Origin of the sequence: Brachybacterium sp. GPGPB12, assembly GCF_038396325.1 — a bacterium.
In the GTDB taxonomy this organism is placed as follows: domain Bacteria; phylum Actinomycetota; class Actinomycetes; order Actinomycetales; family Dermabacteraceae; genus Brachybacterium; species Brachybacterium conglomeratum.
In genome coordinates, this window is the sequence record NZ_CP149573.1 from 1,116,776 (window position 1) to 1,137,481 (window position 20,706).

Here is a 20,706-nt window from a genome sequence, read left to right on the forward strand (position 1 = left end):
CCTACAAGCTCGGCCAGCGCACATGGGAGCGGCTGCGCGCGAGCGCGCCACCGCGGCCGACTCCTCCCCCGCCGCGGTGCGGGACTTCCACAGCCGCGCGCTCGAGCTGGGCAGTCTGCCCCTGTCGGTGCTGGAGGGTGCGCTGTGAGCGCCGCCGCGCACGACCCGTCGGCCGGAGCGGCGAACGCTCCGAGCGCCGACCCGATGCTCGACCCGTCGGCCGACGCGGAGGAGCACGAGCCGCCGCTCCTGCTCGCCTCCGCCTCCGCCGGACGCCGCGCGACCCTCGCCGCGGCCGGCATCGAGCACCGGACCCTGCCGGTCGACCTCGACGAGGACGGGATCCTCGCCGCGGCCCGCGAGGCCGCCGGCGACGCCCCTCTCGCCCCCGCCGAGGAGGTGCTCGCTGCTGGCCCGTGAGAAGGCGCTCGCGGCGACCGCGCGCAGCGAGGGCGGCTACGTGGTGCTCGGCGGCGACTCGATGCTGGAGATCGACGGCGAGGTCGTCGGCAAGCCCCACGAGCCGGCACGGGCCGCGGCGCGCTGGCGCGCGATGCGGGGACGGACCGGGGTGTCGCACTCGGGCCACTGGATCGTGGACGACCGCGATCCGGAGGACGGCGGCACCGGGGCGACCTTCGGCGCGACCGCATCCTGCGCCCTGACCTTCGCGGACCTCTCCGACGAGGAGATCGACGCCTATGTCGCCACCGGCGAGCCGCTCGGCGTCGCCGGCGGCTTCACGATCGACGGCCGCGGCGGCCCCTTCGTCGACTCCGTCGAGGGCGACCCGCACGCGGTGGTGGGGCTCTCTCGCCGCCGCGCTGCGCCGCCTGCTCGCCGACATCGGCCCGGGGATCCACGAGCTGTGGGCACCGGCCGGCGGCGGGTCCGAGGACGACGCCGCGCCGGGCGGCGACCCCGCGCCCGGCCCCGACGAGCCCGACCGGTCACGGCCTGCCGCTGACTGAGCATCCGCGGTACTACACTCGACCTCTGCTGCACTCCCCGGAAGGAACCTCCGCCTCATGGCCCCTCGACCCGCCAAGCCCCGCCCCCTGTCCACGGTGCTCATCGCCAACCGTGGGGAGATCGCGGTGCGCGTCGCCCGGGCCTGCAAGGACGCCGGCCTCCGGTCGATCGCTGTGTACGCCGACCCGGACCGCGACGCGCCGCACACCGTGATCGCCGACGAGGCGTACGCGCTCGGCGGCGACACCGCGGCGAGCTCCTATCTCGTCGTCGACAAGATCCTCGACATCGCCAAGCGCTCCGGCGCCGATGCGATCCACCCCGGCTACGGCTTCCTCTCCGAGCGCGCCGACTTCGCCCAGGCCGTGATCGACGCGGGCCTGACCTGGATCGGCCCGCCGCCCGAGGCGATCGAGAAGCTGGGCGACAAGGTCTCCGCCCGCCACATCGCCCAGAAGGCCGGGGCCCCGCTGGTCGCCGGCACCAAGGACCCGGTCAAGAACTCCGACGAGGTCGTCGACTTCGCCCGCGAGCACGGCCTGCCGATCGCGATCAAGGCGGCCTTCGGCGGCGGCGGGCGCGGCCTGAAGGTCGCCCGCGAGGAGTCCGAGGTGCGCGAGCTGTTCGACTCCGCGGTGCGTGAGGCCGTCGCCGCCTTCGGCCGAGGCGAGTGCTTCGTGGAGCAGTTCCTCGACTCGCCCCGCCACGTCGAGACCCAGTGCCTGGCCGACATGCACGGCAACGTGCAGGTCGTCTCCACCCGCGACTGCTCCCTGCGGCGCCGCCACCAGAAGCTCGTCGAGGAGGCGCCCGCGCCCTTCCTCACCTCCCAGCGGCGCGCCCAGCTGGTCTCCTCCTCCAAGGCGATCCTGCGCGAGGCCGGCTACGTCGGCGCCGGCACCTGCGAGTTCCTCGTCGGCAAGGACGGCACCATCTCCTTCCTCGAGGTCAACACCCGCCTCCAGGTCGAGCACCCCGTGACCGAGGAGGTCGCGGGCGTGGACCTCGTGCGCGAGCAGCCTGCGCATCGCGGCCGGGGAGCGGGTCAGCGAGGAGGACCCCGTCTCGCGCGGGCACTCCTTCGAGTTCCGCATCAACGGCGAGGACCCCGGCCGCGGATTCATGCCCGCTCCGGGCCGCATCCAGCGCTACGACGTGCCCTCCGGCCCGGGCGTGCGGATCGAGTCGGGCGTGCGCGCCGGCGACGAGGTCTCCGGCGCCTTCGACTCGATGCTCGCCAAGCTCGTCGTCACCGGCGCGACCCGGCAGGAGGCGATCGAGCGCTCCCGCCGCGCCCTGGCCGAGTTCCGCATCGACGGCATCCCCACCGTCTTCGCCCTTCCACCGCGCGGTGATGGAGGACCCGGCCTTCACCCCGGAGGACGCCGAGGAGCCCTTCTCGGTGCACACCACCTGGATCGAGACCGAGTTCGCCGGTGACCTGCCCGCCGCGCCGGCGCCGGCGCGACCGGAGGAGCCCGAGGACCGCGAGTCCGTGGTCGTCGAGGTCGACGGGCGCCGCGTCGAGATCAGCCTGCCCGCCTCCCTGCGCGCCCCGCAGGCCGCGGTGCGCCAGCGCCGCAAGCGCCAGCACCGCGGTGCCGGCGAGGGCGCCGCGGGCGGCAACGGCGTGGCCGCGCCGATGCAGGGCACGATCGTGAAGGTCGCCGTCGAGGAGGGCCAGACCGTCGCCGACGGCGATGTGCTGGTGGTGCTCGAGGCGATGAAGATGGAGCGACCCATCACCGCTTCCCGCTCCGGCGTGGTCAAGGGCCTGAACGCCGAGATCGGCGCGACCGTCTCCGCCGGCGCGGTGCTCTGCTCGATCGAGGACTGACCCGGCTCGGTCGCCACCAGCCGGCCCCCGCACAATTCTGCGCTCTGTGCGTGACCTCAGCACCGGAGAGGCGTCGAGGTCACGCACAGAGCGCTTTTGTGTGCGAGGCGCACTGGCTCGGCGGGTCCGGGGCGCATCGTGTGCACGGCACCCTGATCGCCCGGCTCAGGCACCGGTGGCGAGCACCTTCCGCCGCGCCACCTCGGCGAGGGAGCCGGTCAGCGAGGGATAGACGGTGGAGGTGCCCGCGAGTCGCTCCGCGGTGAGGCGGTGCGCGACGGCGAGCGTGTAGGGGAGGATCAGCTCGCTCGCCCGCGGCGCGACCACCACGGCGCCGAGCACCGTGTGGGAGTCGGGGCGCACCAGGAGCTTCACGAAGCCCTCGTCGATGCCGTGCATCTTCGCGCGCGGGTTCGTCTCCAGGCCCAGCATCAGCACGTCGGCCCGCACCCGGCCGGAGGCGACCTCCTGTTCGCTCACGCCGACCACCGCGATCTCGGGGCTGGTGAAGATCGCGGAGGAGACCTGCGCGGCGATCAGCGGGGAGACCGCCTCGCCGAGGGCGTGGTGCATCGCGATCCGGCCCTGCATCGCGGCGACCGAGGCGAGAGGGTACACGCCGGTGCAGTCCCCCGCGGCGTAGATGCCCCGCACGGAGGTGCGCGAGACCCGGTCGGTCTCGATGTGGCCGCTCTCGCGCACCCGCACCCCGGCGGTGAACAGTCCCAGGTCGGAGGTCCAGGGGACCCCGCCGAGGGCCATCAGCGCGTGGGCGCCCTCGATCTCCTCGCCCGAGGTGAGGGTGATGACGACCCCGTCGGCCGTGCGCCGCGCCCCGGCGGCCCGGGAGCGGGAGCGGACGGTGACGCCGCGGCGCGCGAAGGCGTCCTCGAGCACGTCGGCGGCGTCGGCGTCGGTGCCCGGCGCGACCTTCTCGCGCGAGGAGACGAGGGTGACCTCGCTGCCGAGGGCGCGGTAGGCGCTGGCGAACTCGGCGCCGGTCACGCCCGAGCCGACCACGATCAGGTGCTCGGGCGCTCCTGCAGCGAGTACAGCTGGGTCCAGTTCAGGATCCGCTCGCCGTCGAAGGGTGCGGTCCCGAGCTCCCGGGGGCGGGCGCCGACGGCCAGGAGGATCACGTCGGCCTCGAGCACGCGGGTCTCCCCGTCGGCGCCGCTCACCTCGACCCGGTCCGGGCCGTCGAGGCGGCCGCGCCCGTCGAGCACCTCGACCCCGGCCGCGACGAGGCTCTGGCGGATGTCGGCGGACTGGGCGTCGGCGAGTCGGCGCACGCGTGTGTTGACCGCGTGGAGGTCGACGTCGAGGGTCTCGGCGGTGGGGGCGGCGCCGTCGTCGGCGTCCCGGATCCCGAGCTCCCGGGAGCCGGCGACGAGGTCGAGCACCTCGGCGGTCGCGATGAGGGTCTTGGACGGCACCACGTCGGTGAGCACGGCCGCGCCGCCCACGCCGCGGTCCGCGACCAGGGTGGTGCGGGCGCCCTGGCGGGCGGCCGTGAGCGCGGCCTCGTAGCCGCCGGGCCCTCCACCGATGATCACCACCTGCACGTCGTCCCCGGTGCGGGGCACTCGGCGGGGATCGGCGGGGATGGCAGTGCTCGGGTCGCTCACCCCGCCATCATCCCAAGGACATGTGACGTCGGGGGCGGTTTCCGGGAGGCCGCCCGAGCGGGCTTCGCACCGCCCCCTCCCTGCGCTACCTTCGGTCCATGACTGCATCGAGCACCGATCCGTACCAGCTCGCCCGCGACGCCGCCGCCGCGATCGCCGAGGCCAGCTCCGTCCCCTCCCACGACCTCGCCCTGGTGCTCGGCTCGGGCTGGTCCGGCGCCGCGGACCTCCTCGGCGAGACCGTCTGGCAGGCCGACGCGACCTCCATCCCCGGCTTCCGCCCGCCGGCCGTCGCCGGCCACGTCGGCACGCCGCGCTCGATCCGCGTGGAGGGCACCGGCGCGCGGGCACTCGTGCTCGGGGCCCGCACCCACTTCTACGAGGGCGCGGGAGTGGACGCGGTCGTGCACGGCGTGCGCACCGCCGCCGCGACCGGCGCGCGCACGATGGTGCTGACCAACGGTCGCGGCGGCATCGACCCGTCCTGGCGTCCGGGCACGCCGGTGCTGATCAGCGACCAGATCAACTTCACCGGCGCGACCCCGCTGGTGGGCGCGAACTTCGTGGACCTCACCGATCTGTACACCCCGGCGCGCGCGCGATCGCGAAGGAGGTCGACCCCTCCCTCGACGAGGGCGTGTACATGCAGTTCTCCGGCCCCACCTACGAGACCCCTGCCGAGGTGCAGATGGCGAAGACCATCGGCGCGCACCTCGTGGGCATGTCCACCGCGCTCGAGGCGATCGCCGCGCGCGAGGCCGGCCTGGACGTGCTGGGCATCTCGCTGGTCACGAACCTCGCCGCCGGAATCTCCGGGGAGGCGCTCAGCCACGAGGAGGTGCTCGAGGCGGGCCGGGAGGCCGGGCCCCGCATCTCCCGCCTGCTCGCCGAGACGGTGCGCCGCATCACCGCGGGATCGGCCGACGGCGCGGGCGCCCCGGCAGGGGCCGACGGGGGCGCGGCATGAGCCCCGATGCGGCTCCCACGCCCGGCTCTGCCGACGGGGCAGGCGGCGCCGCCCTGGACGCCGAGTCGCGCGCCCGGGTCGCCGACTGGATCGATGACGACCCCGACCCGGTGACCCGGGCCGTGCTCGAGAACCTCCTGGAGCAGGCGGACGCCGGCGACGCCGCCGCCGCCGAGGAGGTCCGCGACGCCTTCTCCGGCGATCTCGAGTTCGGCACCGCCGGGCTGCGCGGCCGCATGGCCCCGGGCCCGCACCGAATGAACCTCGCCGTGGTCTCCCGCGCCGCGCGCGGCCTGGCCGACCATCTCACCGGCGATCTCGGCCTCGCGGAGCCGCTGGTGGTGATCGGCTTCGACGCCCGTCACCGCTCGGAGGACTTCGCGCGCGCCTCGGCGGAGATCATGACGGCGGCCGGTCGCCGGGTGCATCTGCTGGAGCGGTTCGGCCCGACCCCGCTGATCGCCTTCGCGGTGCGGCACCTGGGCGCCGACGCGGGCATCGTGGTCACCGCCTCCCACAACCCGCCCGCGGACAACGGCTACAAGGTCTACCTCGGCGGCCGCGCCTCCGCGCCCGAGGGGCAGGGCGTGCAGATCGTGCCGCCCTCGGACGCGCAGATCGCCGCCCGCATCGCCGCCGTCGGCCCCGTGCGGGAGATCCCCGCGCCGCGGGCTGGGAGGTGCTCGGCGAGGAGTCGCGCGAGGGCTATCTCGCGGCGATCTGCGCGCCGCCGGACCCGGAGGGGCCGCGCGAGGTGCGGATCGTGCACACCGCGATGCACGGCGTGGGCACCGAGACGGCGCTCGCGGCCCTGCACCGCACCGGCTTCGCCGAGGTGCACCCGGTCGCGAAGCAGGCCGATCCGGACCCCGACTTCCCCACCGTCGCCTTCCCGAACCCGGAGGAGCCCGGCGCGATCGACCTCGCCCTCGAGCTCGCCCGCACCCTCGAGGCCGACGTGGTCATCGCGAACGACCCCGATGCGGATCGCTGCGCCGCCGCCGTGCTCGACCCGCACCTGGGCGACTGGCGGATGCTCACGGGCGACGAGCTCGGCGTGCCGCTGGGCGACCACCTGATTCGCCGCCACGGCTATGCGGGGACGGTCGCGAACTCGGTCGTCTCCAGCCGCTGGCTGGGACGGATCGCGCAGGCGGCGGGGCTCGAGGCCGCGACGACGCTCACCGGCTTCAAGTGGATCGCCCGTGCGCCCGGGATCGTCTTCGGCTACGAGGAGGCGATCGGCTACTGCGTGCGGCCCGAGGTGGTGCGCGACAAGGACGGCCTCTCCGCCGCGCTGATGGTCGCCGAGATGGCGGCGCTCGCCCGCGCCCAGGGCACCACCCTGGTCGGACGCCTGGACGAGCTCGCCCGCGAGCACGGACTCTTCGCGACCTCGCAGCTCTCGCTGCGGGTCACGGAGCTCGCCGAGCGGGACGTGATGATGGCGCGAGCGCGCGCCGAGCCGCCCGCCGCGCTCGCGGGCAGCGAGGTGAGCGACGTGCAGGACCTCGCCGAGGGCTCGGCGGAGACCACCGGCCTCCCCGCGACCGACGGAGTCTCGCTCGCCACCGCCGACGACGCGCGCGTGATCGTCCGCCCCTCCGGCACGGAGCCCAAGCTCAAGTGCTACATCGAGGTGCGCGAGGAGGTCCCCGCCGGGGCCGACGAGGCGGCGCTGGGCGAGGTGCGCCGTGCGGCCTCGACGCACCTCGAGGAGATCACCGAGGACATGCGCCGCGCGCTCACCGGAGCCTGAGCCGGCCTCGCGTCCGCCCCGGAGGACGGGGCGGACGCGGCTCCGCGCGGGAGCGGTGCGGCGCCCGACCGGCCCGGCGTCCGAGCGGTCCGCCCGACGCGGCTCAGCCCCGCACGCGCCGCCGTACCCTGCGGGCGGAGGCCAGGGAGGCGGCCGCGACGATCAGGGCGAGCGCGGTGACGACGCCCGCGGCCACCAGCGACCAGCCGACGGGGAAGCCCGCGAATGTGACGATCTCGGTGACCGTGTAGGTCGGCACGACGTGGTCCGCCTCCGGGTCCGGGCCGAAGGTGAAGTCCTCGGTGAAGGATCCGGGCTCGCCGGAGATGTCGAACTCGGTGACGATCCGATGGCGGGTCTCGTCCTCGATGCCGTCCGCGGCCTCTCGCGCCGCGGTGCCGGTCAGCTCGCGCGCCGTCGGATCGCTCCAGTCCCACTCCCACAGGGTCGGGTCGGCGATCCACGGCCGCTGGACGCGGCGCCCGTCGACGGAGCCGTCGGTGCGGCTGCATCGGCTGGTCGGAGAGCACGAACAGCGAGAGGCTCTGGCGGCGCGTCGCGGCTTGGGAGAAGCGCATCGGGTAGATGAGCTCGTCGCTCGGGAAGTCGATCCGGAGCGGCTCCATCTCGCCGCCGAGCTCGGCGTCGGCGGCGTAGCGCACCGCGGTGAACACCCAGCCCTCCTCGGCGTACGGGTCCAGCGGCACGGAGACGGAGTCGGTCACCTCGTAGCCGTTCTCGTCGAGCCAGGTCCGCACCGAGTCGGCGCCGCCCTCGAGCACAGCGACGTCGTAGTCCCCCACCCGGGACTGCTCGTGCACTGTGACGCCCGTACCTCCCGTCGGAGCGCGCCCTCCGGCGCCCCGGACCCCGCGAGGAAGGGATTGTCGCCCCACAGGTCGTACTCGACCTCCTCGCGCGGCGCGGTCGCCGTCTGCATCTCGCGCGGCGTGCCGGAGGAGGCGGCGCTCACCTCCGGCACGGACGGGGTGGGCATCAGCAGGGTCGACCCGGTGCGCGTGCCATCCAGGGCCAGGCCCATGATGATCGTCTCGACCCCGTCGTCCAGGGACAGGATCGCCGACTCCCGCAAGACACCGGCGTCGGTGCGCTGGTCGACGGGGTCGAAGAATACCCCGCAGGCACAGGCCCCGGCCGGGTTCGCTGCGCCCAGCAGGAGCTGGGCGAGCACGAGCATCCCCGTCAGCGCAACGGCGAGGAGCCGCCGTCGGCCCCGCCCCAGCGCATCGAGCAGTCGTAGGTCGTCGGTCATCACGCTCCCCCTCGTGGCCCCCTCCCTCGCACCCCACGACGCGCAGGTCATGCTCCCGGGCCGGCCGGCGGACGCCCGCCCGCTCGCCGGCCCGGATCCGGCTCGGAGCCGGGCCGCTCAGTACCCAGCGCCGGTGCCGCCCTCGAGGATGGTCTTCGAGGAGGACAGGCCCAGCCGGCTCGCGCCCGCGGCGACCATGGCCTCGGCGGCCTCGCGGGTGCGGATCCCGCCGGAGGCCTTGACGCCGAGGCGGTCGCCGACGGTCTCGCGCATGAGCGCGACGGCGTGCTCGGAGGCGCCGCCGGCGGGGTGGAAGCCGGTGGAGGTCTTCACGAAGTCGGCGCCGGCGCGCTCGGCGGCCTGGCACACGGCGACGATCTGCTCGTCGTCCAGGGCGGCGGACTCGATGATGACCTTGAGCGGCACCGGGGCCTTCGCGACATCGCGGACGGCACGGATCTCGTGCTCGACCTGCTCGTACTCCCCGGCGCGGGCGAGGCCCACGTTGATCACCATGTCGATCTCGTCGGCGCCCTTGGCGACGGACTCGCGCGCCTCGAAGGCCTTCACCTCGGCGCTGTGCTGGCCGGAGGGGAAGCCGCAGACGGTCGCGACCTTCACGGAGGTCTCGACCGGGAGCATCGAGGGCGAGACGCAGATCGAGTAGGTGCCGAGCGCCTCGGCCTCGCGGGCGAGGGCGTCGACGTCGGCGCGGGCGGCCTCGGGCTTGAGCAGGGTGTGGTCGATGAGCTGGGCGAGCTGGGCGTTCTCGAGTGCGGTCATGTCCGGAATCCTCCCATGAGCGTGCTCGTGATCGACACCTCGCCACCACCTATCCACCTATCTGATAGGTTGTCCGGCATCCGGTGCGATGCGGCTCCCCGCTCCTCGCGCCCAGACCGTATGAAGGAGTACCCGTCGATGACGACGTCCCCCAGCTCGACGCCGAGCGGATCCCCCGCCTCCCCGGAGCCGAGCCCCGACCTCCCCACCCGCACCGTGCTCGCCAAGGGCGTGGACCCCTACGTGGTCGACGGCTCCCAGATCGCCGATCCGCCCATCACCCTGCGCGGCCGACTGAAGTTCCTCGGCCCCGGCATGATCACCTCCGCGGCCGTCGTCGGCTCCGGTGAGCTGTTGACCGCGACCGCCCTCGGCGCGACCGTCGGCTTCATCTCGCTGTGGCTCGTGCTGGTCTCCACCTTCCTCAAGGTGTGGGTCCAGATCGAGCTGGCCCGCTGGTCCATCTCCACCGGCCGCACCGCGGTCGACGGCTACGACGACGTGCCCCCGCGGCTGGGCAGGCGCGGCTGGATCTCCTGGCTGCGCAGCCGCTGATGATCCTGCAGTTCTTCATCGGGCAGGCCGGCGTGATCAGCGCCTCCGCCTTCGCCTTCTCGAGCCTGATGCCGATCGGCGGCGAGCCCTACTCGTTGCTGTCCATCGGCGTCTGGGTCGCGCCGCTGGTGGTCGTCGCGATCGCCATCCACTCGCTGAACCGCTACGCCGTGGTCGAGCGGATCTCCACCGTGCTGGTGTCGCTGGTGACGCTCTTCGCGATCGTGATGGTGTTCCTCCTGCAGGGCACCGAGTTCGCGTGGAGCGCCGGAGACCTCGCCGGCGGCATGCGCTTCCAGCTCGCGGCCGGGGCGATCGGCGTCGCGATCGCGATGTTCGGCATGACCGGCGTCGGCGCGGGCGAGACCACCGCCTACACCTACTGGGTCGTCGAGAAGGGCTACGCCACCTGGACCGGCCCCAACGACGGCTCCGAGGGCTGGGTCTCCCGCGCCAGGGGCTGGATCTCCGTGATGAAGGTCGACGCGTGGGTCTCATGGGTCATCTACACCGCCTCCACCGCCGCGTTCTACATCCTCGGCGCCGCCGTCTTTGCACCCGCAGGGTTTGGTGCCCGAGGGCAACGAGGTGATGGTGACCATCTCCTCGATCTTCGACTCCGCCGTGGGCACCTGGGGCGGCGTGCTCTTCCTCATCGGCGCGGGCCTCGCGCTGTTCAAGACGGTCCTCGCCAACGTCCCCAGCCTCAGCCGCATCTCCGGCCAGACCCTCGCCGTCTTCGGCGCGTACGACTGGAACGACCAGGCCGCGCGCGACCGCTGGCGGCGCGTGATCATGATCGTCCTGCCGATCGGCTGGGGCCTGCTGGGCACGATCGCCTCCTCCCCGCTGCTGCTGGTCATCATCGCCGGCATCCTCAACGCCGTGTACCTCATCGGCGCGGCGATCGCGACGGTGTTCCTGGCCCGCACGCAGACCGACCCGCGGATCCGCGACGGCCGCCCCACCGAGATCATGCTGTGGATCTCCGCCGCGGCGATCATCGCCGTGGGAGTGATCGGGCTCGTCAATGCCTTCTGAGCAGGCCCCGTCCTCCGAGCAGGCCCCGCCTTCCGAACAGACCCGCGCCGCGGGCCTCGGCGACTCCGCCTGGCGCTATCTCACCTCCCCCGTGGACCCGTCGGACCAGGCGCTGAGCCGCGAGACCCTCGTGGGCCGGGCACGGCAGGCCGTGCTCGACCTGATCGACGACGAGGGCCTGGACGCCGGGGACCCGCTCCCCTCGGCCGGGGCGCTCGCGGAGCGCTTCGCGGTCTCCAAGGCCGTGGTGCGCGAGGCGCTCAGCGCCCTGGACGCGCTCGGCATCGTGGAGATCTCCAACGGCCGCGCCGCCCGGGTGCGCCCGACCGACAGCTCCCTAATGCGCTTCTCGCTCTCGCGCACGATCCGCACCGCCCCCGGCGAGGGCTTCGCCACCCTCATGGATCTGCGCTCCCCGCTGGAGGTGCGCGCCGCCGCCCTCGCCGCCCGCCGACTCGGCGCGGCGGGCCCGTCGGCCGACGGGGCCGGCGCGCGCGCCGGCTGCTGGAGGAGATGGGCGAGGCGCTCGGCGACTCCGAGGCCTACCCCCGCCTGGACATGCGACTGCACGCCGAGATCGCCCGCCTCGCCGACAGCCCCGCCCTCCACGGCGTGCTCGACGCGGTCAGCGCCCCGCTGTTCCGCGCCATGCGCGAGCCGCGCGTGACCCGCGAGGCGCGCGGGCTCGTCGGCGCCGAGCACGCCGAGCACGTCCGCATCGTCGAGGCGATCCTCGCCGGCGACGAGGACGCGGCGAGCGCCGCCATGGCGGAGCACATGCGCGCCGTCGAGGCCGTGGAGCGCTCCCCGCGCCCAGGGATCCTCGCCGAGCCCGGCCTGACCGGACGAGACGAGTCCCCCCTTCACCTCCTACCCCGTCCCCCCGGACGCCCACGGCGAGCGCCGCCGCGAGCATCCGCATCGAAAGGACTGACCATGCGCTCTCTCGAGATCCATGCCCCCTGCGACCTCCGCCTCGTCGAGAAGGAGCCGACCGCCCCGGGCCCCGGCCAGGTGCGCCTCGCCGTCGAGTACGGCGGCATCTGCGGCTCCGACCTCGGCTACTGGAAGACCGGCGTCTCCGGCACCGCGGTGATGAAGCGCCCCTTCGTGCTGGGCCATGAGATCTCCGGCCGCATCGAGGAGCTCGGCGAGGGCGTCAGCGGCCTCGCCGTCGGCCAGGGCGTCACCGTGCACCCCGCCCGCACCCGCTCCCCGCTACCGGAGGAGCTGGTGGGTCGGGAGAACCTCCACCCGGATCTGACCTACTTCGGCTCCGCCGCGCAGGACCCGCACACCGACGGCGCCTTCGCCCAGTCCCTCACCGTGGACGCGGACCAGATCGTGCCGCCGCCGGAGGGGCTGTCCACCCGCCGCGCCGTGCTCGCCGAGCCGCTGGGCGTGGCGATGCACGCTGTCACCCGTGCCGGCGACCTCACCGGCAAGCACGTGCTGGTCAGCGGTCGCGGACCCGTGGGCCTGCTGGTCGTGCTCGCTGCCCGCGCCGCGGGCGCCGCGCACATCACGGCCGTCGACCTCGCCGAGGCCGCCCGCGAGCGCGTTCTCGCGCTCGGGGCCGACGAGGCGGTGGGGTCCACCGACGGCATGGACCAGCGGATCGCCGTGGCCTTCGAGGCCTCCGGCGCCCCCGCCTCCCTCGACGGGATCATGCGCAACATCGCCCGCGCCGCGATCGTGGTGCAGGTCGGGAACCTGCCCCCGACCCCGGTCAGCGTGAGCCTCGGTCCAGTGGTCTCCAAGGAGCTCGAGTACCGCGGCACCTACCGGTTCGTCGCCGAGATCGAGCAGGCGGTCCAGGCTGCTCGCGCGCAGCGAGGTCGCCGAGCAGGTGATCAGCGACGAGTTCGCGCTCGAGGACGCGCAGGCCGCCTTCGAGGCCGCCGCCGGCCGCGGCTCGAGCAAGGTCGTGCTCACCTTCGCCTGACGGCCGTGCCGCACCGTCCGCGGGCCCGTCGACACCTCGTCGGCGGGCTCGCGGCGCTCGAGCGGCCGTAGAATCGTATTCCATGACCGGCCCTTTCGCGCTACCCCGTCCCCCGCGTCGCATCGTCATCGTCGCCGGCCCCTCGGGCAGCGGCAAGGGCGTGATGTCGCACCGCGCGGGCCTGCCCACGGTGCCGCTGGACGAGTTCTACCGCGACCACGACGATCCCTCCCTCCCCCACCGCTTCGGGATCGTGGACTGGGACGACCCGGCCTCCTGGAACGCGGGCGCCGCCCTCGAGGCGCTCGTCGCCCTCGCCCATGACGGGGTCGCCGAGGTGCCCGTCTACTCGATCCCCCTCTCCCGCCGCACCGGCACCGCGACCCTGCATGCCGAGGACGCCGAGCCGCTGATCGCCGAGGGGATCTTCGCCGCGCGACTCATCGCGCCGCGCGCGGCAGATGGGGCCGCTGGCCGACGCGATCGTGCTGCAGCGCCCCACCCCCGTGGTGTTCACGCGCGCCTGTTCCGGGACCTGCGCGAGGGCCGCAAGCCCCCGCTGACCCTGCTGCGACGCGGCTGGGGGCTGGCCCGGGACCAGCGCGGCGACCTCGAGCGCTGGAAGGCGGAGGGGATGCGCCCGGTGGGACTGCGCGAGGGCACGCGACTGCTGCGGCGTCTCACCTCCTTCGCCGCGGCCGAGCGGCGCCAGCGACCGGCCGCGGACGGCGCCGGGACGGTCCTCGAGATCACCGCGGTCGCCTTCCTGCGCGAGGGCGAGGACGGGGCCGAGCCGCTCGCGGTGCGCAAGCGCGGCACCGGCTCCTACATGCAGGTGGGCGGCAAGCTCGAGCCGGGCGAGTCGGCGCTCGAGGCGGCGGTGCGCGAGGTGGAGGAGGAGCTCGGCGTGCGGGTCGATCCGGCAGGTCTCTCCCCGCTCGGCGACTTCGAGGCCGTCGCCGCCAACGAGCCGAGCACGCGCGTGCGCTCGACCGTCTTCGTCTGTCAGCAGTCCCTCCCGGAACCGCTGGAGGTGCGGGCCGAGCTCGCCGACCACCGCTGGTTCCCGCTGTCCGGGGCGCCGGCGGGCGTGCGGCTCGCCCCGCTGATGACCGAGCACATCCTCCCGGCGCCGCGCGGCTCCTGAGGCAACGGGCTTCGGAGGCCGCGGCCGGGCACGAGACCTGGCACTCTGCGCGAAGGGAGCCTCGTTCCGGCGCATCGTCACGTCCCGACGGCGCCGGACAGGCGCGGCGCCCTGTCGAGCAGGTGAGGCCGGGACGGGCCCGCCCGGGTCAGGCGATCCGGTCCCGCACGATCCTCCGCTCGGGCATGGCGGTGCCGGGCGCGGCGAGGGTCCAGGAGCCCTCGAGCGCCTCGAGGGCCCGTCCGATCCGCTCGGGGGTGTCGGTGTGGAGGCGGGCGAGCACGTCCCCGGCCCGCACCTCCTCTCCCAGGTGCTTCTCGATCTCGACGCCGGCGGCGGCCTGCACGGCCTCGCCGGGGCGGGAGCGGCCCGCGCCCAGGCGCCAGGCCGCCACGCCCACGCCCATCGCGTCCAGCCCCGTGACCACGCCGTCCTCCGTGGCGCGCGGCTCCTCGACGTGCTCCGCGGTGGGCGGCGGCGCGTCCGCGTCGCCGCCCTGGGCGGCGATCATGGCGCGCCAGGTGTCCATGGCGCGACCGTCGGCCAGCGCGGCCTCGACGTCGGCGTCCTGGACGCCGGCGGCCTCGAGCATCTCGCGGGCCAGCGCCACGGTCAGCTCGACCACGTCGGCCGGCCCGCCGCCGGCGAGCACCTCGAGGGACTCGCGCACCTCGAGGCCGTTGCCGGCGGTGCGGCCCAGCGGCGCGGACATGTCGGTGAGCAGGGCGACGGTGCGCACCCCCGCATCGGTGCCGAGGTCGACCATGGTGCGGGCGAGCTCGCGGGCGTCGGCCTCGTCCTTCATGAAGGCGCCGGCGCCGGTCTTCACGTCCAGGGTGAGCGCGGCGGTGCCCTCGGCGATCTTCTTGGACATGATCGAGGAGGCGATCAGCGGGATCGCCTCGACGGTGCCGGTGACGTCGCGCAGGGCGTAGAGCTTCTTGTCCGCGGGCGCCAGGCCCGAGCCGGCCGCGCAGATGACGGCGCCGACGTCCGCCAGCTGGCGCATCATCTCGTCGTTGCTGAGCGAGGCGCGCCAGCCGGGGATCGCCTCGAGCTTGTCGAGGGTGCCGCCGGTGTGGCCGAGCCCGCGCCCGGACAGCTGGGGCACGGCGACGCCGAAGGAGGCGACCAGCGGCGCGAGCGGCAGGGTGATCTTGTCGCCGACGCCGCCGGTGGAGTGCTTGTCGGTGGTGGGCTTGGCGAGGGAGGAGAAGTCCATCCGCTCGCCGCTGGCGATCATGGCGGCGGTCCAGCGGGCGATCTCGCCCCGCTCCATGCCGTTGAGGAACACGGCCATGGCGAGGGCGGCCATCTGCTCCTCGGCGACGACGCCGCGGGTGTACGCGTCGATGACCCAGTCGATCTGCTCGGGGCTGAGCCGCCGCGGTCGCGCTTGGTGCGGATGACCTCGACGGCGTCGAAGGGCTCGACGGCGGGGCGGGAGATCTGGTCGGTCATGGCGTGCTCCTGGGGTGGTGGAGGGCGGCAGGGATCAGCGAGCGGGGCGAGCGGCCGGGATCGGCGCGGCCGGAGTCAGAGGGCGATGTCAGCGGGCGAGGTCGGAGGGGCCGAAGGCCTGCGGCGAGACCTCGGCCATCGTGCGCGGCCCCTCGGGGGTGAGGATCACGAGGTCGGCGCCGGCGTGCTCGGACAGCAAGCTGGCGGCGGCGCCCGCAGGGCATGACCACTCCGCGCTCGTCGCGGGCGAGGGACTCGTCGCCGCCGACGCACACGAAGCGGTGCGGCTTCCCGCCGCCGCCGGCGATGAGGTCGCTGATCAGCCCGCACTCGGCGCACAGCGTCACGCCGTAGCCGGCGTTCTCCACGTTGCGCCGCGCGACGAGGCGGCCGTCCTCGGCGAGCGCGGCGGCGCCCACCCGGAAGCGGGAGTACGGGGTAAAGGCGCGCTCGGCGATCGCACGGGCCTCGGCCAGGAGGCTCTCGAAATCGGCAGGGGCGGTCGGCGCCGGGGGCGCGGGGTCGTTCGCGGTCATGTGCTCGATGCTCTCACTGCGGGGGCTCGGGAGGGGAGGAACGCGCCGCCCCGGGAGGGCGGAGCGCGACATGCGGCGCCGCTCCCCGGGGCGACGGGACTCGATGCGGGACGCCGCGCCCCGGAGACGACGGGACGCGGCGGCGCTGTGCCGCCCGGCGGGGCGGCGGGAGCTCACTGCTTGACGTAGGGTCGCCCGTTCGCGGCGGGGACCCGCACCCTGCCCACCACGCCCGCGACCGCGAACAGCGCGACCACGTACGGGAGCATGAGCAGGAAGTCGCCGGGGATGGAGACCCCGCCCTCGGCGGCGGACATGGTGCCCAGGCGCGCTGGAGCGAGTCCGCGAAGGCGAAGGTCAGCGCCGCCAGCGGCGCGCCGACGGGGTGGTAGCGGCCCAGGATCATCGCGGCCAGCGCGATGTAGCCCTTGCCCGCGCTCATCTCCTCGCCGAAGGCGACGCCGGTGCCGATGGTGAGGGTCGCACCGCCCAGGCCCGCCACGGCGGCGCCGAGCAAGACGTTCTTCCAGCGGGTGAGGTTCACGGCGATGCCGACGGTGTCCGCGGCTTTGGGGTGCTCGCCGACGGCGCGCACGCGCAGCCCCCAGCGGGTGCGGAAGAGCGCGACGGTCAGGCCCGCGACGATGATCCACATGAGATAGACGAGGATGTTCTGCTCGAACAGGACCCTCCCGATCACGGGGAGGTCGGCCAGGACCGGGACCCGCAGGGTGGGCAGGCGCGCGGCGGCGCGTTGAACAGCCCGGGGTTGTCCCGCATCACGGTGCCGAAGAAGAACGAGGTCACGCCGATGGCGAGGACGTTCAGGACGACGCCGACGATGATCTGCTGGACCTGGTAGCCGACCGCGAAGAGCGCCAGCAGCCGCACCCATGATCAGGGCGACCAGCGGGGCGGCGAGCAGTCCCAGCCACACGTTCCCGGTGAGGGAGCCGACCAGCGTCGCGCCGAAGGCGCCGAACAGCGACTGTCCCTCGATCGCGATGTTGATGACGCCCGCGCGCTCGGAGAGCACCCCGGACAGCGCCCCGAAGGCGAGCGGCACGGCCAGCACGATCGTGCCCTGCAGCAGCGTGGTCACGTCGAGGGAGCGCTGGGAGATCACCCAGGTCATGAAGGCGAGGACCCAGGCGACGGCGAACACGGCGATCAGCGCGATGCGCACGCCGCGGGAGGGGCGGGCCTGGCGCGCCTGGAGGACCCAGAGCCCGGCCGACGCGGCGAGCGCGAGCACCGACAGGACGATCGCCCCGCCCTGCGAGGGCAGGGTGACGCGCTCGGGGACGAGGCCGAGGGGGTTCAGGTCGGTCTCGCGGGCGAGCGCGTACACCGACTCGGCGCCGGGCAGGCCGCGCGGCCCGAAGAACACCAGCGCGATCAGACCGAGCACGGTGGTGGTGGCGGGCAGGTGCCACCAGCCGGCGGGGCGGGAGTCGTCCAGGCGCTTCTCGACGACGGAGTCGTCGGCGACGACCACGGGGGCGGTGCTCATCGGTGGTCCTCCTGCGCATCGGTGGTGTCCTCGCCGCGCTCGGGCGCGGGGGCGGTCCCGTCGGACGGATCCTGTCGGGCGTGCGTGCCGGTCCCGGAGGCGCCGGTCGGCGGCGCGTCGCCGGGCGGCGCTCCCCGTCGACGGGCACGTCGGCGCGGTGGGCGCCGCCGGAGGAGCTTTCGTCGGACCCGTCCGCGGCGGGGCCGTCGGCCGTCGCGCCGCCGGTGCCGGAGGCGGTCGAGGCACCGGCGGCGGCGCCGACCGTCGCGGGGACCTCGACGGCGCGGGTGCGGCGGGCGCGGCGCGCCCCGGCGCCGGGGTGGTCGATGCGGCGCAGGCCGATCAGGGTGCGCACCAGCGGCGGCGCGGCGATGAAGAGCACCACGAGCACCTGGATGACCTGCACGAGGTCCAACGGCACGCCCTGGTTGGTCTCCATGAAGCGCCCGCCCGTGGACAGGGCCGCGAAGAGCAGGCCGGCGAGCACGATGCCCACGGGGCCGGAGCGGCCCAGCGGCCGCGACCGTGATCGCGTCGAAGCCGATGTTGCCGGCGACGCCCTCGGTGAGGCGGCGCTCGGTGCCCAGCACGTGCACGGCCCCGGCGAGGCCCACCAGGGCGCCCGCGACGGCGAGGACCAGGAAGGCGGTGCGGGCCGGGGAGATGCCGGCGACGCGGGCGGCGCGCGGGTTCGAGCCGACGGCCCGGAAGTGGAAGCCGAGGGTGGAACGGCTCATCAGCCACCACAGCAAGACGGCGGCGCCAGCGGCGAGGAACAGGCCGGCGTGGAGACGGAACCCGCCGCCGAGCAGCAGCGGCAGGGTCGCGTTCTCCCCCACCGACGGGGAAGTGGGCTGGGACTGGTTCGCGCCGGTGAACGCGGTGGTCTTCAGCGCGAAGAACAGCAGGTAGGTCGCGATCCAGTTCAGCATGATCGTGCTGATGACCTCGTTGGCGCCGAAGCGTGCCTTGAGGAAGCCGGCGATCCCGCCCCACACGCCGCCGGCGAGCACGCCGGCGAGCAGTGCGACCAGCAGGTGCAAGACGACGGGGAGCTGGACCGCGAAGCCGACGTAGCCGGCGGCCATCGCGCCGACGATCAGCTGGCCGGTGCCGCCGATGTTGAACAGGCCCGCGCGGAAGCTGACGGCCATGCCGGCCGCGGCGATGATCAGCGGGGTCGCGACGGTGAGGGTCTCGGTCAGGGGGCGCGACCCGGCGGCGAGCGCGGGGAAGAGCACGTAGGTGCCGGAGCCGCCGGCCTCGCGCACGTCCTCCGCGACGCGGGAGAAGCCCGGCCCGTCGAAGACGGCGCCGCGGAACATCGCGCCGTAGGCGTGGGTGACGGACTGCCAGATCGCGGTGAGCGCGTCGGAGGGGCGGGCGAAGAAGTAGCCGAGGGTGGTGCGGACCTCCTCGTCGGCGATGACGATCAGCACCGAGCCGATGAGGAAGGCGAACACGAAGCTCATCACGACCACCAGCAGGTCGCTGCGCGCGATCGACTGGAGGGTGCGGGCCAGCGCCGTCTCGGCGCGCTCCTCGGGCGGCGGGGCGTCGGCGGCGCCCGCGCCGACGCCGGGCGCGGAGCCGGCGGCGCCGGTCTCGGAGAGGGTGCTCATCACGCGATGTCTCCTTCGTCGGCGAGCTGGCTGTCGGTGGTGCGGGCGCCGGCGGCCACGGCCTCGCGGGCGGCATCGGCGGTGTAGCCGGCCATCATCAGGCCGAGCACGTCGCGGTCCTCGTCGCCGGGGACGATGCCGAGGATGCGGCCGCGGTACATCACGGCGATGCGGTCGGCGAGCTGGGTGACCTCGTCGAGCTCGGTCGAGACGATCACGACGGGCGTGCCCTTGTCGCGCTCGTCGAGGATGCGGCGGTGGAGGAACTCGATCGAGCCGACGTCCACGCCGCGGGTGGGCTGGGAGGCGATCAGGAGCGCCAGTTCGCGGTTCAGCGCGCGGGCCATGACGATCTTCTGCTGATTGCCGCCGGACAGCGTGGACGCGGCCGATGCCGCCGATCCGGTGCGGATGTCGAACTCCGGGATCAGCTTCTTCGCGTTCTCGGCGATGGCCTTCAGCGACATCGACACCGCCGTGCCGAAGGGGGCGCGGTCGTGCTGGTCCAGCACGAGGTTCTCGGCGACGGAGAAGTCCGAGACCAGCGCGTCGTGGGTGCGGTCCTCGGGGACGAAGCCGACGCCCGCGTCGAGGATCTGCTTGGTGGAGCGGCCCACCAGCCGCCTCCCCTCGAGGCGAGCAGAGCCGGCGACGCTGTCCTGCAGGCCCAGCGGCGCCTCGGTGAGCTCGGTCTGGCCGTTGCCCTGGACCCCGGCGATGCCGAGCACCTCCCCGTGGCGCACCTCGAAGGAGACACCGTCGAGGGTGCGGGTGCCGGCCTCGTCGGTGACGCGGAGGTCCTCGACCTCGAGCGCGATCTCGCCCGGGACGGCGGGAGCCTTGTCCTGGGCGAGGGAGACCTGGCGGCCGACCATCAGGGAGGCGAGCTCGGCCTGGTCGGCCGAGGGGTCGGCCTCGCCGACCACCTTGCCGCGGCGGATCACGGTGATCCGGTCGGAGACGGCCTTGACCTCGCGGAGCTTGTGGGTGATGAAGACGATCGAGGTGCCCTCGTCACGCGCCTGGCGCATGATCGCCATCAGCTCGTCGGTCTCGTACGGGGTGAGCACGGCGGTGGGCTCGTCCAGCACGAGCACCTCGGCGCGACGGCTGAGGGCCTTGATGATCTCGACGCGCCGCTGGGCGCCGACGGGGAGGTCCTCGACGAGCGCATCGGGGTCGAGGTCGAAGCCGAAGCGTGCGGAGATCTCGCGCACCAGCTTGCGGGCGGCGGCGAGGTCCAGGAGGCCGCCGCGGGTGGGCTCGTTGCCCAGCACCATGTTCTCGGCGACCGTGAAGACGGGCACGAGCATGAAGTGCTGGTGCACCATGCCGATGCCGGCGGCCATCGCGTCGCCCGGGTCGGAGAAGCTGACGGGGCGGTCGTCCAGGAGGATCTGGCCGCCGTCAGGGCGGTACAGCCCGTACAGCACGTTCATCAGGGTGGACTTGCCCGCGCCGTTCTCCCCCAGCAGGGAGTGGATCTCCCCCGGCTCGACGACCAGGTCGATCGCGTCGTTGGCCACGAAGGTCCCGAAGGTCTTCGTGATGCCGCGCAGTTCGAGCTTCACAGCACTCGCTTCCGTCGGTGCCGGCCGAGCCGCTCGGCCGTGCGGTGTGGGACATGGGACGCGGTCCCCGCCCTCGGGGCGGGGACCGCGCTCATG

General features: G+C 74.2%; 12 protein-coding genes and 9 pseudogenes. 11 read left to right on the forward strand and 10 right to left on the reverse strand.

Going from position 1 to position 20,706, the window contains the following annotated elements; all coding sequences use genetic code 11:
• Nucleotides 1-204 precede the first annotated feature (204 nt).
• Nucleotides 205-971: pseudogene (locus WKH84_RS06315) on the forward strand (Maf family protein).
• A 57-nt stretch (nt 972-1,028) separates the two neighbouring features.
• Nucleotides 1,029-2,809: pseudogene (locus tag WKH84_RS06320) on the forward strand (biotin carboxylase N-terminal domain-containing protein).
• A gap of 165 nt (nt 2,810-2,974) precedes the next feature.
• On the opposite strand, the pseudogene WKH84_RS06325 reads toward WKH84_RS06320, so the two are convergent.
• A pseudogene (locus WKH84_RS06325) lies at nt 2,975-4,395 on the reverse strand (NAD(P)H-quinone dehydrogenase).
• Between the two features lie 140 nt (nt 4,396-4,535).
• Between WKH84_RS06325 and WKH84_RS06330 the strand changes: the two are divergent.
• The 4 genes and pseudogenes from WKH84_RS06330 (at nt 4,536) to WKH84_RS06345 (ending at nt 7,163) form a co-directional block, all read left to right on the forward strand.
• Nucleotides 4,536-5,404, forward strand: a pseudogene (locus WKH84_RS06330) (purine-nucleoside phosphorylase).
• A 257-nt stretch (nt 5,405-5,661) separates the two neighbouring features.
• Nucleotides 5,662-5,922, forward strand: a pseudogene (locus WKH84_RS06335) (phospho-sugar mutase); the annotation flags it as partial.
• Nucleotides 5,923-6,179: 257 nt separating this feature from the next.
• Nucleotides 6,180-6,347, forward strand: a pseudogene (locus WKH84_RS06340) (hypothetical protein); the annotation flags it as partial.
• 90 nt (nt 6,348-6,437) lie between these two features.
• Nucleotides 6,438-7,163 carry a hypothetical protein gene (locus WKH84_RS06345; protein ID WP_341856796.1) on the forward strand — a complete coding sequence of 242 codons (726 nt, stop codon included), beginning with the start codon at nt 6,438-6,440 and terminating at the stop codon, nt 7,161-7,163.
• 103 nt (nt 7,164-7,266) lie between these two features.
• Here the strand turns inward: WKH84_RS06345 and WKH84_RS06350 are convergent, their stop codons facing one another.
• The 3 genes from WKH84_RS06350 to deoC all read right to left on the reverse strand — a co-directional run bounded on the left by WKH84_RS06350 (nt 7,267) and on the right by deoC (nt 9,219).
• Complete coding sequence (locus tag WKH84_RS06350; RefSeq protein WP_341856031.1) at nt 7,267-7,422, reverse strand: hypothetical protein; 156 nt, start codon at nt 7,420-7,422, stop codon at nt 7,267-7,269.
• 462 nt (nt 7,423-7,884) lie between these two features.
• The gene (locus WKH84_RS06355; RefSeq protein ID WP_341856797.1) at nt 7,885-8,436 is read right to left on the reverse strand and encodes a DUF2330 domain-containing protein; all 552 of its coding nucleotides are present in this window, start codon (nt 8,434-8,436) and stop codon (nt 7,885-7,887) included.
• 117 nt (nt 8,437-8,553) lie between these two features.
• Complete coding sequence (deoC, locus tag WKH84_RS06360) at nt 8,554-9,219, reverse strand: deoxyribose-phosphate aldolase (RefSeq protein WP_341856032.1); 666 nt, start codon at nt 9,217-9,219, stop codon at nt 8,554-8,556.
• 15 nt (nt 9,220-9,234) lie between these two features.
• Here deoC and WKH84_RS06365 point away from each other — a divergent pair, with 15 nt between their 5' ends.
• Nucleotides 9,235-9,774, forward strand: coding sequence for an Nramp family divalent metal transporter (locus WKH84_RS06365; RefSeq protein ID WP_341856033.1), 540 nt, complete (start codon nt 9,235-9,237; stop codon nt 9,772-9,774).
• Nucleotides 9,775-9,937: 163 nt separating this feature from the next.
• On the opposite strand, the gene WKH84_RS06370 is transcribed toward WKH84_RS06365, so the two are convergent.
• Nucleotides 9,938-10,144, reverse strand: coding sequence for a hypothetical protein (locus tag WKH84_RS06370; protein ID WP_341856034.1), 207 nt, complete (start codon nt 10,142-10,144; stop codon nt 9,938-9,940).
• A 218-nt stretch (nt 10,145-10,362) separates the two neighbouring features.
• On the opposite strand from WKH84_RS06370, the gene WKH84_RS06375 reads away from it, so the two are divergent.
• The 4 genes and pseudogenes from WKH84_RS06375 to WKH84_RS06390 all read left to right on the forward strand — a co-directional run bounded on the left by WKH84_RS06375 (nt 10,363) and on the right by WKH84_RS06390 (nt 13,907).
• Nucleotides 10,363-10,815, forward strand: coding sequence for a hypothetical protein (locus tag WKH84_RS06375; RefSeq protein WP_341856035.1), 453 nt, complete (start codon nt 10,363-10,365; stop codon nt 10,813-10,815).
• Nucleotides 10,805-11,122: pseudogene (locus WKH84_RS06380) on the forward strand (GntR family transcriptional regulator); the annotation flags it as partial. The gene WKH84_RS06375 and the pseudogene WKH84_RS06380, both read left to right, overlap by 11 nt.
• A gap of 206 nt (nt 11,123-11,328) precedes the next feature.
• Nucleotides 11,329-12,831: an alcohol dehydrogenase catalytic domain-containing protein gene (locus tag WKH84_RS06385; protein WP_341856036.1), complete on the forward strand. Its 1,503-nt coding sequence runs from the start codon at nt 11,329-11,331 to the stop codon at nt 12,829-12,831.
• 11 nt (nt 12,832-12,842) lie between these two features.
• Complete coding sequence (locus WKH84_RS06390) at nt 12,843-13,907, forward strand: NUDIX domain-containing protein (protein WP_341856037.1); 1,065 nt, start codon at nt 12,843-12,845, stop codon at nt 13,905-13,907.
• Nucleotides 13,908-14,055: 148 nt separating this feature from the next.
• On the opposite strand, the pseudogene WKH84_RS06395 reads toward WKH84_RS06390, so the two are convergent.
• The 5 genes and pseudogenes from WKH84_RS06395 to WKH84_RS06415 all read right to left on the reverse strand — a co-directional run bounded on the left by WKH84_RS06395 (nt 14,056) and on the right by WKH84_RS06415 (nt 20,610).
• Nucleotides 14,056-15,368, reverse strand: a pseudogene (locus WKH84_RS06395) (thymidine phosphorylase).
• Nucleotides 15,369-15,456: 88 nt separating this feature from the next.
• Nucleotides 15,457-15,904 (reverse strand): annotated as a pseudogene (locus WKH84_RS06400) (cytidine deaminase).
• 13 nt (nt 15,905-15,917) lie between these two features.
• On the reverse strand, nt 15,918-17,417 hold the full coding sequence (locus WKH84_RS06405; RefSeq protein ID WP_341856038.1) for an ABC transporter permease: 1,500 nt from the start codon (nt 17,415-17,417) through the stop codon (nt 15,918-15,920).
• Nucleotides 17,414-19,039, reverse strand: coding sequence for an ABC transporter permease (locus WKH84_RS06410; protein WP_341856039.1), 1,626 nt, complete (start codon nt 19,037-19,039; stop codon nt 17,414-17,416). Before WKH84_RS06410 ends, WKH84_RS06405 begins: the two co-directional genes overlap by 4 nt.
• Nucleotides 19,039-20,610 (reverse strand): ABC transporter ATP-binding protein, encoded by a 1,572-nt coding sequence (locus tag WKH84_RS06415; RefSeq protein ID WP_341856040.1) that lies wholly within the window; start codon nt 20,608-20,610, stop codon nt 19,039-19,041. Before WKH84_RS06415 ends, WKH84_RS06410 begins: the two co-directional genes overlap by 1 nt.
• Nucleotides 20,611-20,706 lie beyond the last annotated feature (96 nt).

What these genes read in the sequence shown, in the direction of transcription:
- WKH84_RS06345 (WP_341856796.1), top strand. Translation starts at nt 6,438, where the DNA reads ATGCTCACGGGCGACGAGCTCGGCGTGCCGCTGGGCGACCACCTGATT.
- WKH84_RS06355 (WP_341856797.1), bottom strand. Translation starts at nt 8,436, where the DNA reads ATGACCGACGACCTACGACTGCTCGATGCGCTGGGGCGGGGCCGACGG.
- deoC (WP_341856032.1), bottom strand. Translation starts at nt 9,219, where the DNA reads ATGACCGCACTCGAGAACGCCCAGCTCGCCCAGCTCATCGACCACACC.
- WKH84_RS06365 (WP_341856033.1), top strand. Translation starts at nt 9,235, where the DNA reads ATGAGCGTGCTCGTGATCGACACCTCGCCACCACCTATCCACCTATCT.
- WKH84_RS06385 (WP_341856036.1), top strand. Translation starts at nt 11,329, where the DNA reads ATGGGCGAGGCGCTCGGCGACTCCGAGGCCTACCCCCGCCTGGACATG.
- WKH84_RS06390 (WP_341856037.1), top strand. Translation starts at nt 12,843, where the DNA reads ATGACCGGCCCTTTCGCGCTACCCCGTCCCCCGCGTCGCATCGTCATC.
- WKH84_RS06405 (WP_341856038.1), bottom strand. Translation starts at nt 17,417, where the DNA reads ATGAGCACCGCCCCCGTGGTCGTCGCCGACGACTCCGTCGTCGAGAAG.
- WKH84_RS06410 (WP_341856039.1), bottom strand. Translation starts at nt 19,039, where the DNA reads ATGAGCACCCTCTCCGAGACCGGCGCCGCCGGCTCCGCGCCCGGCGTC.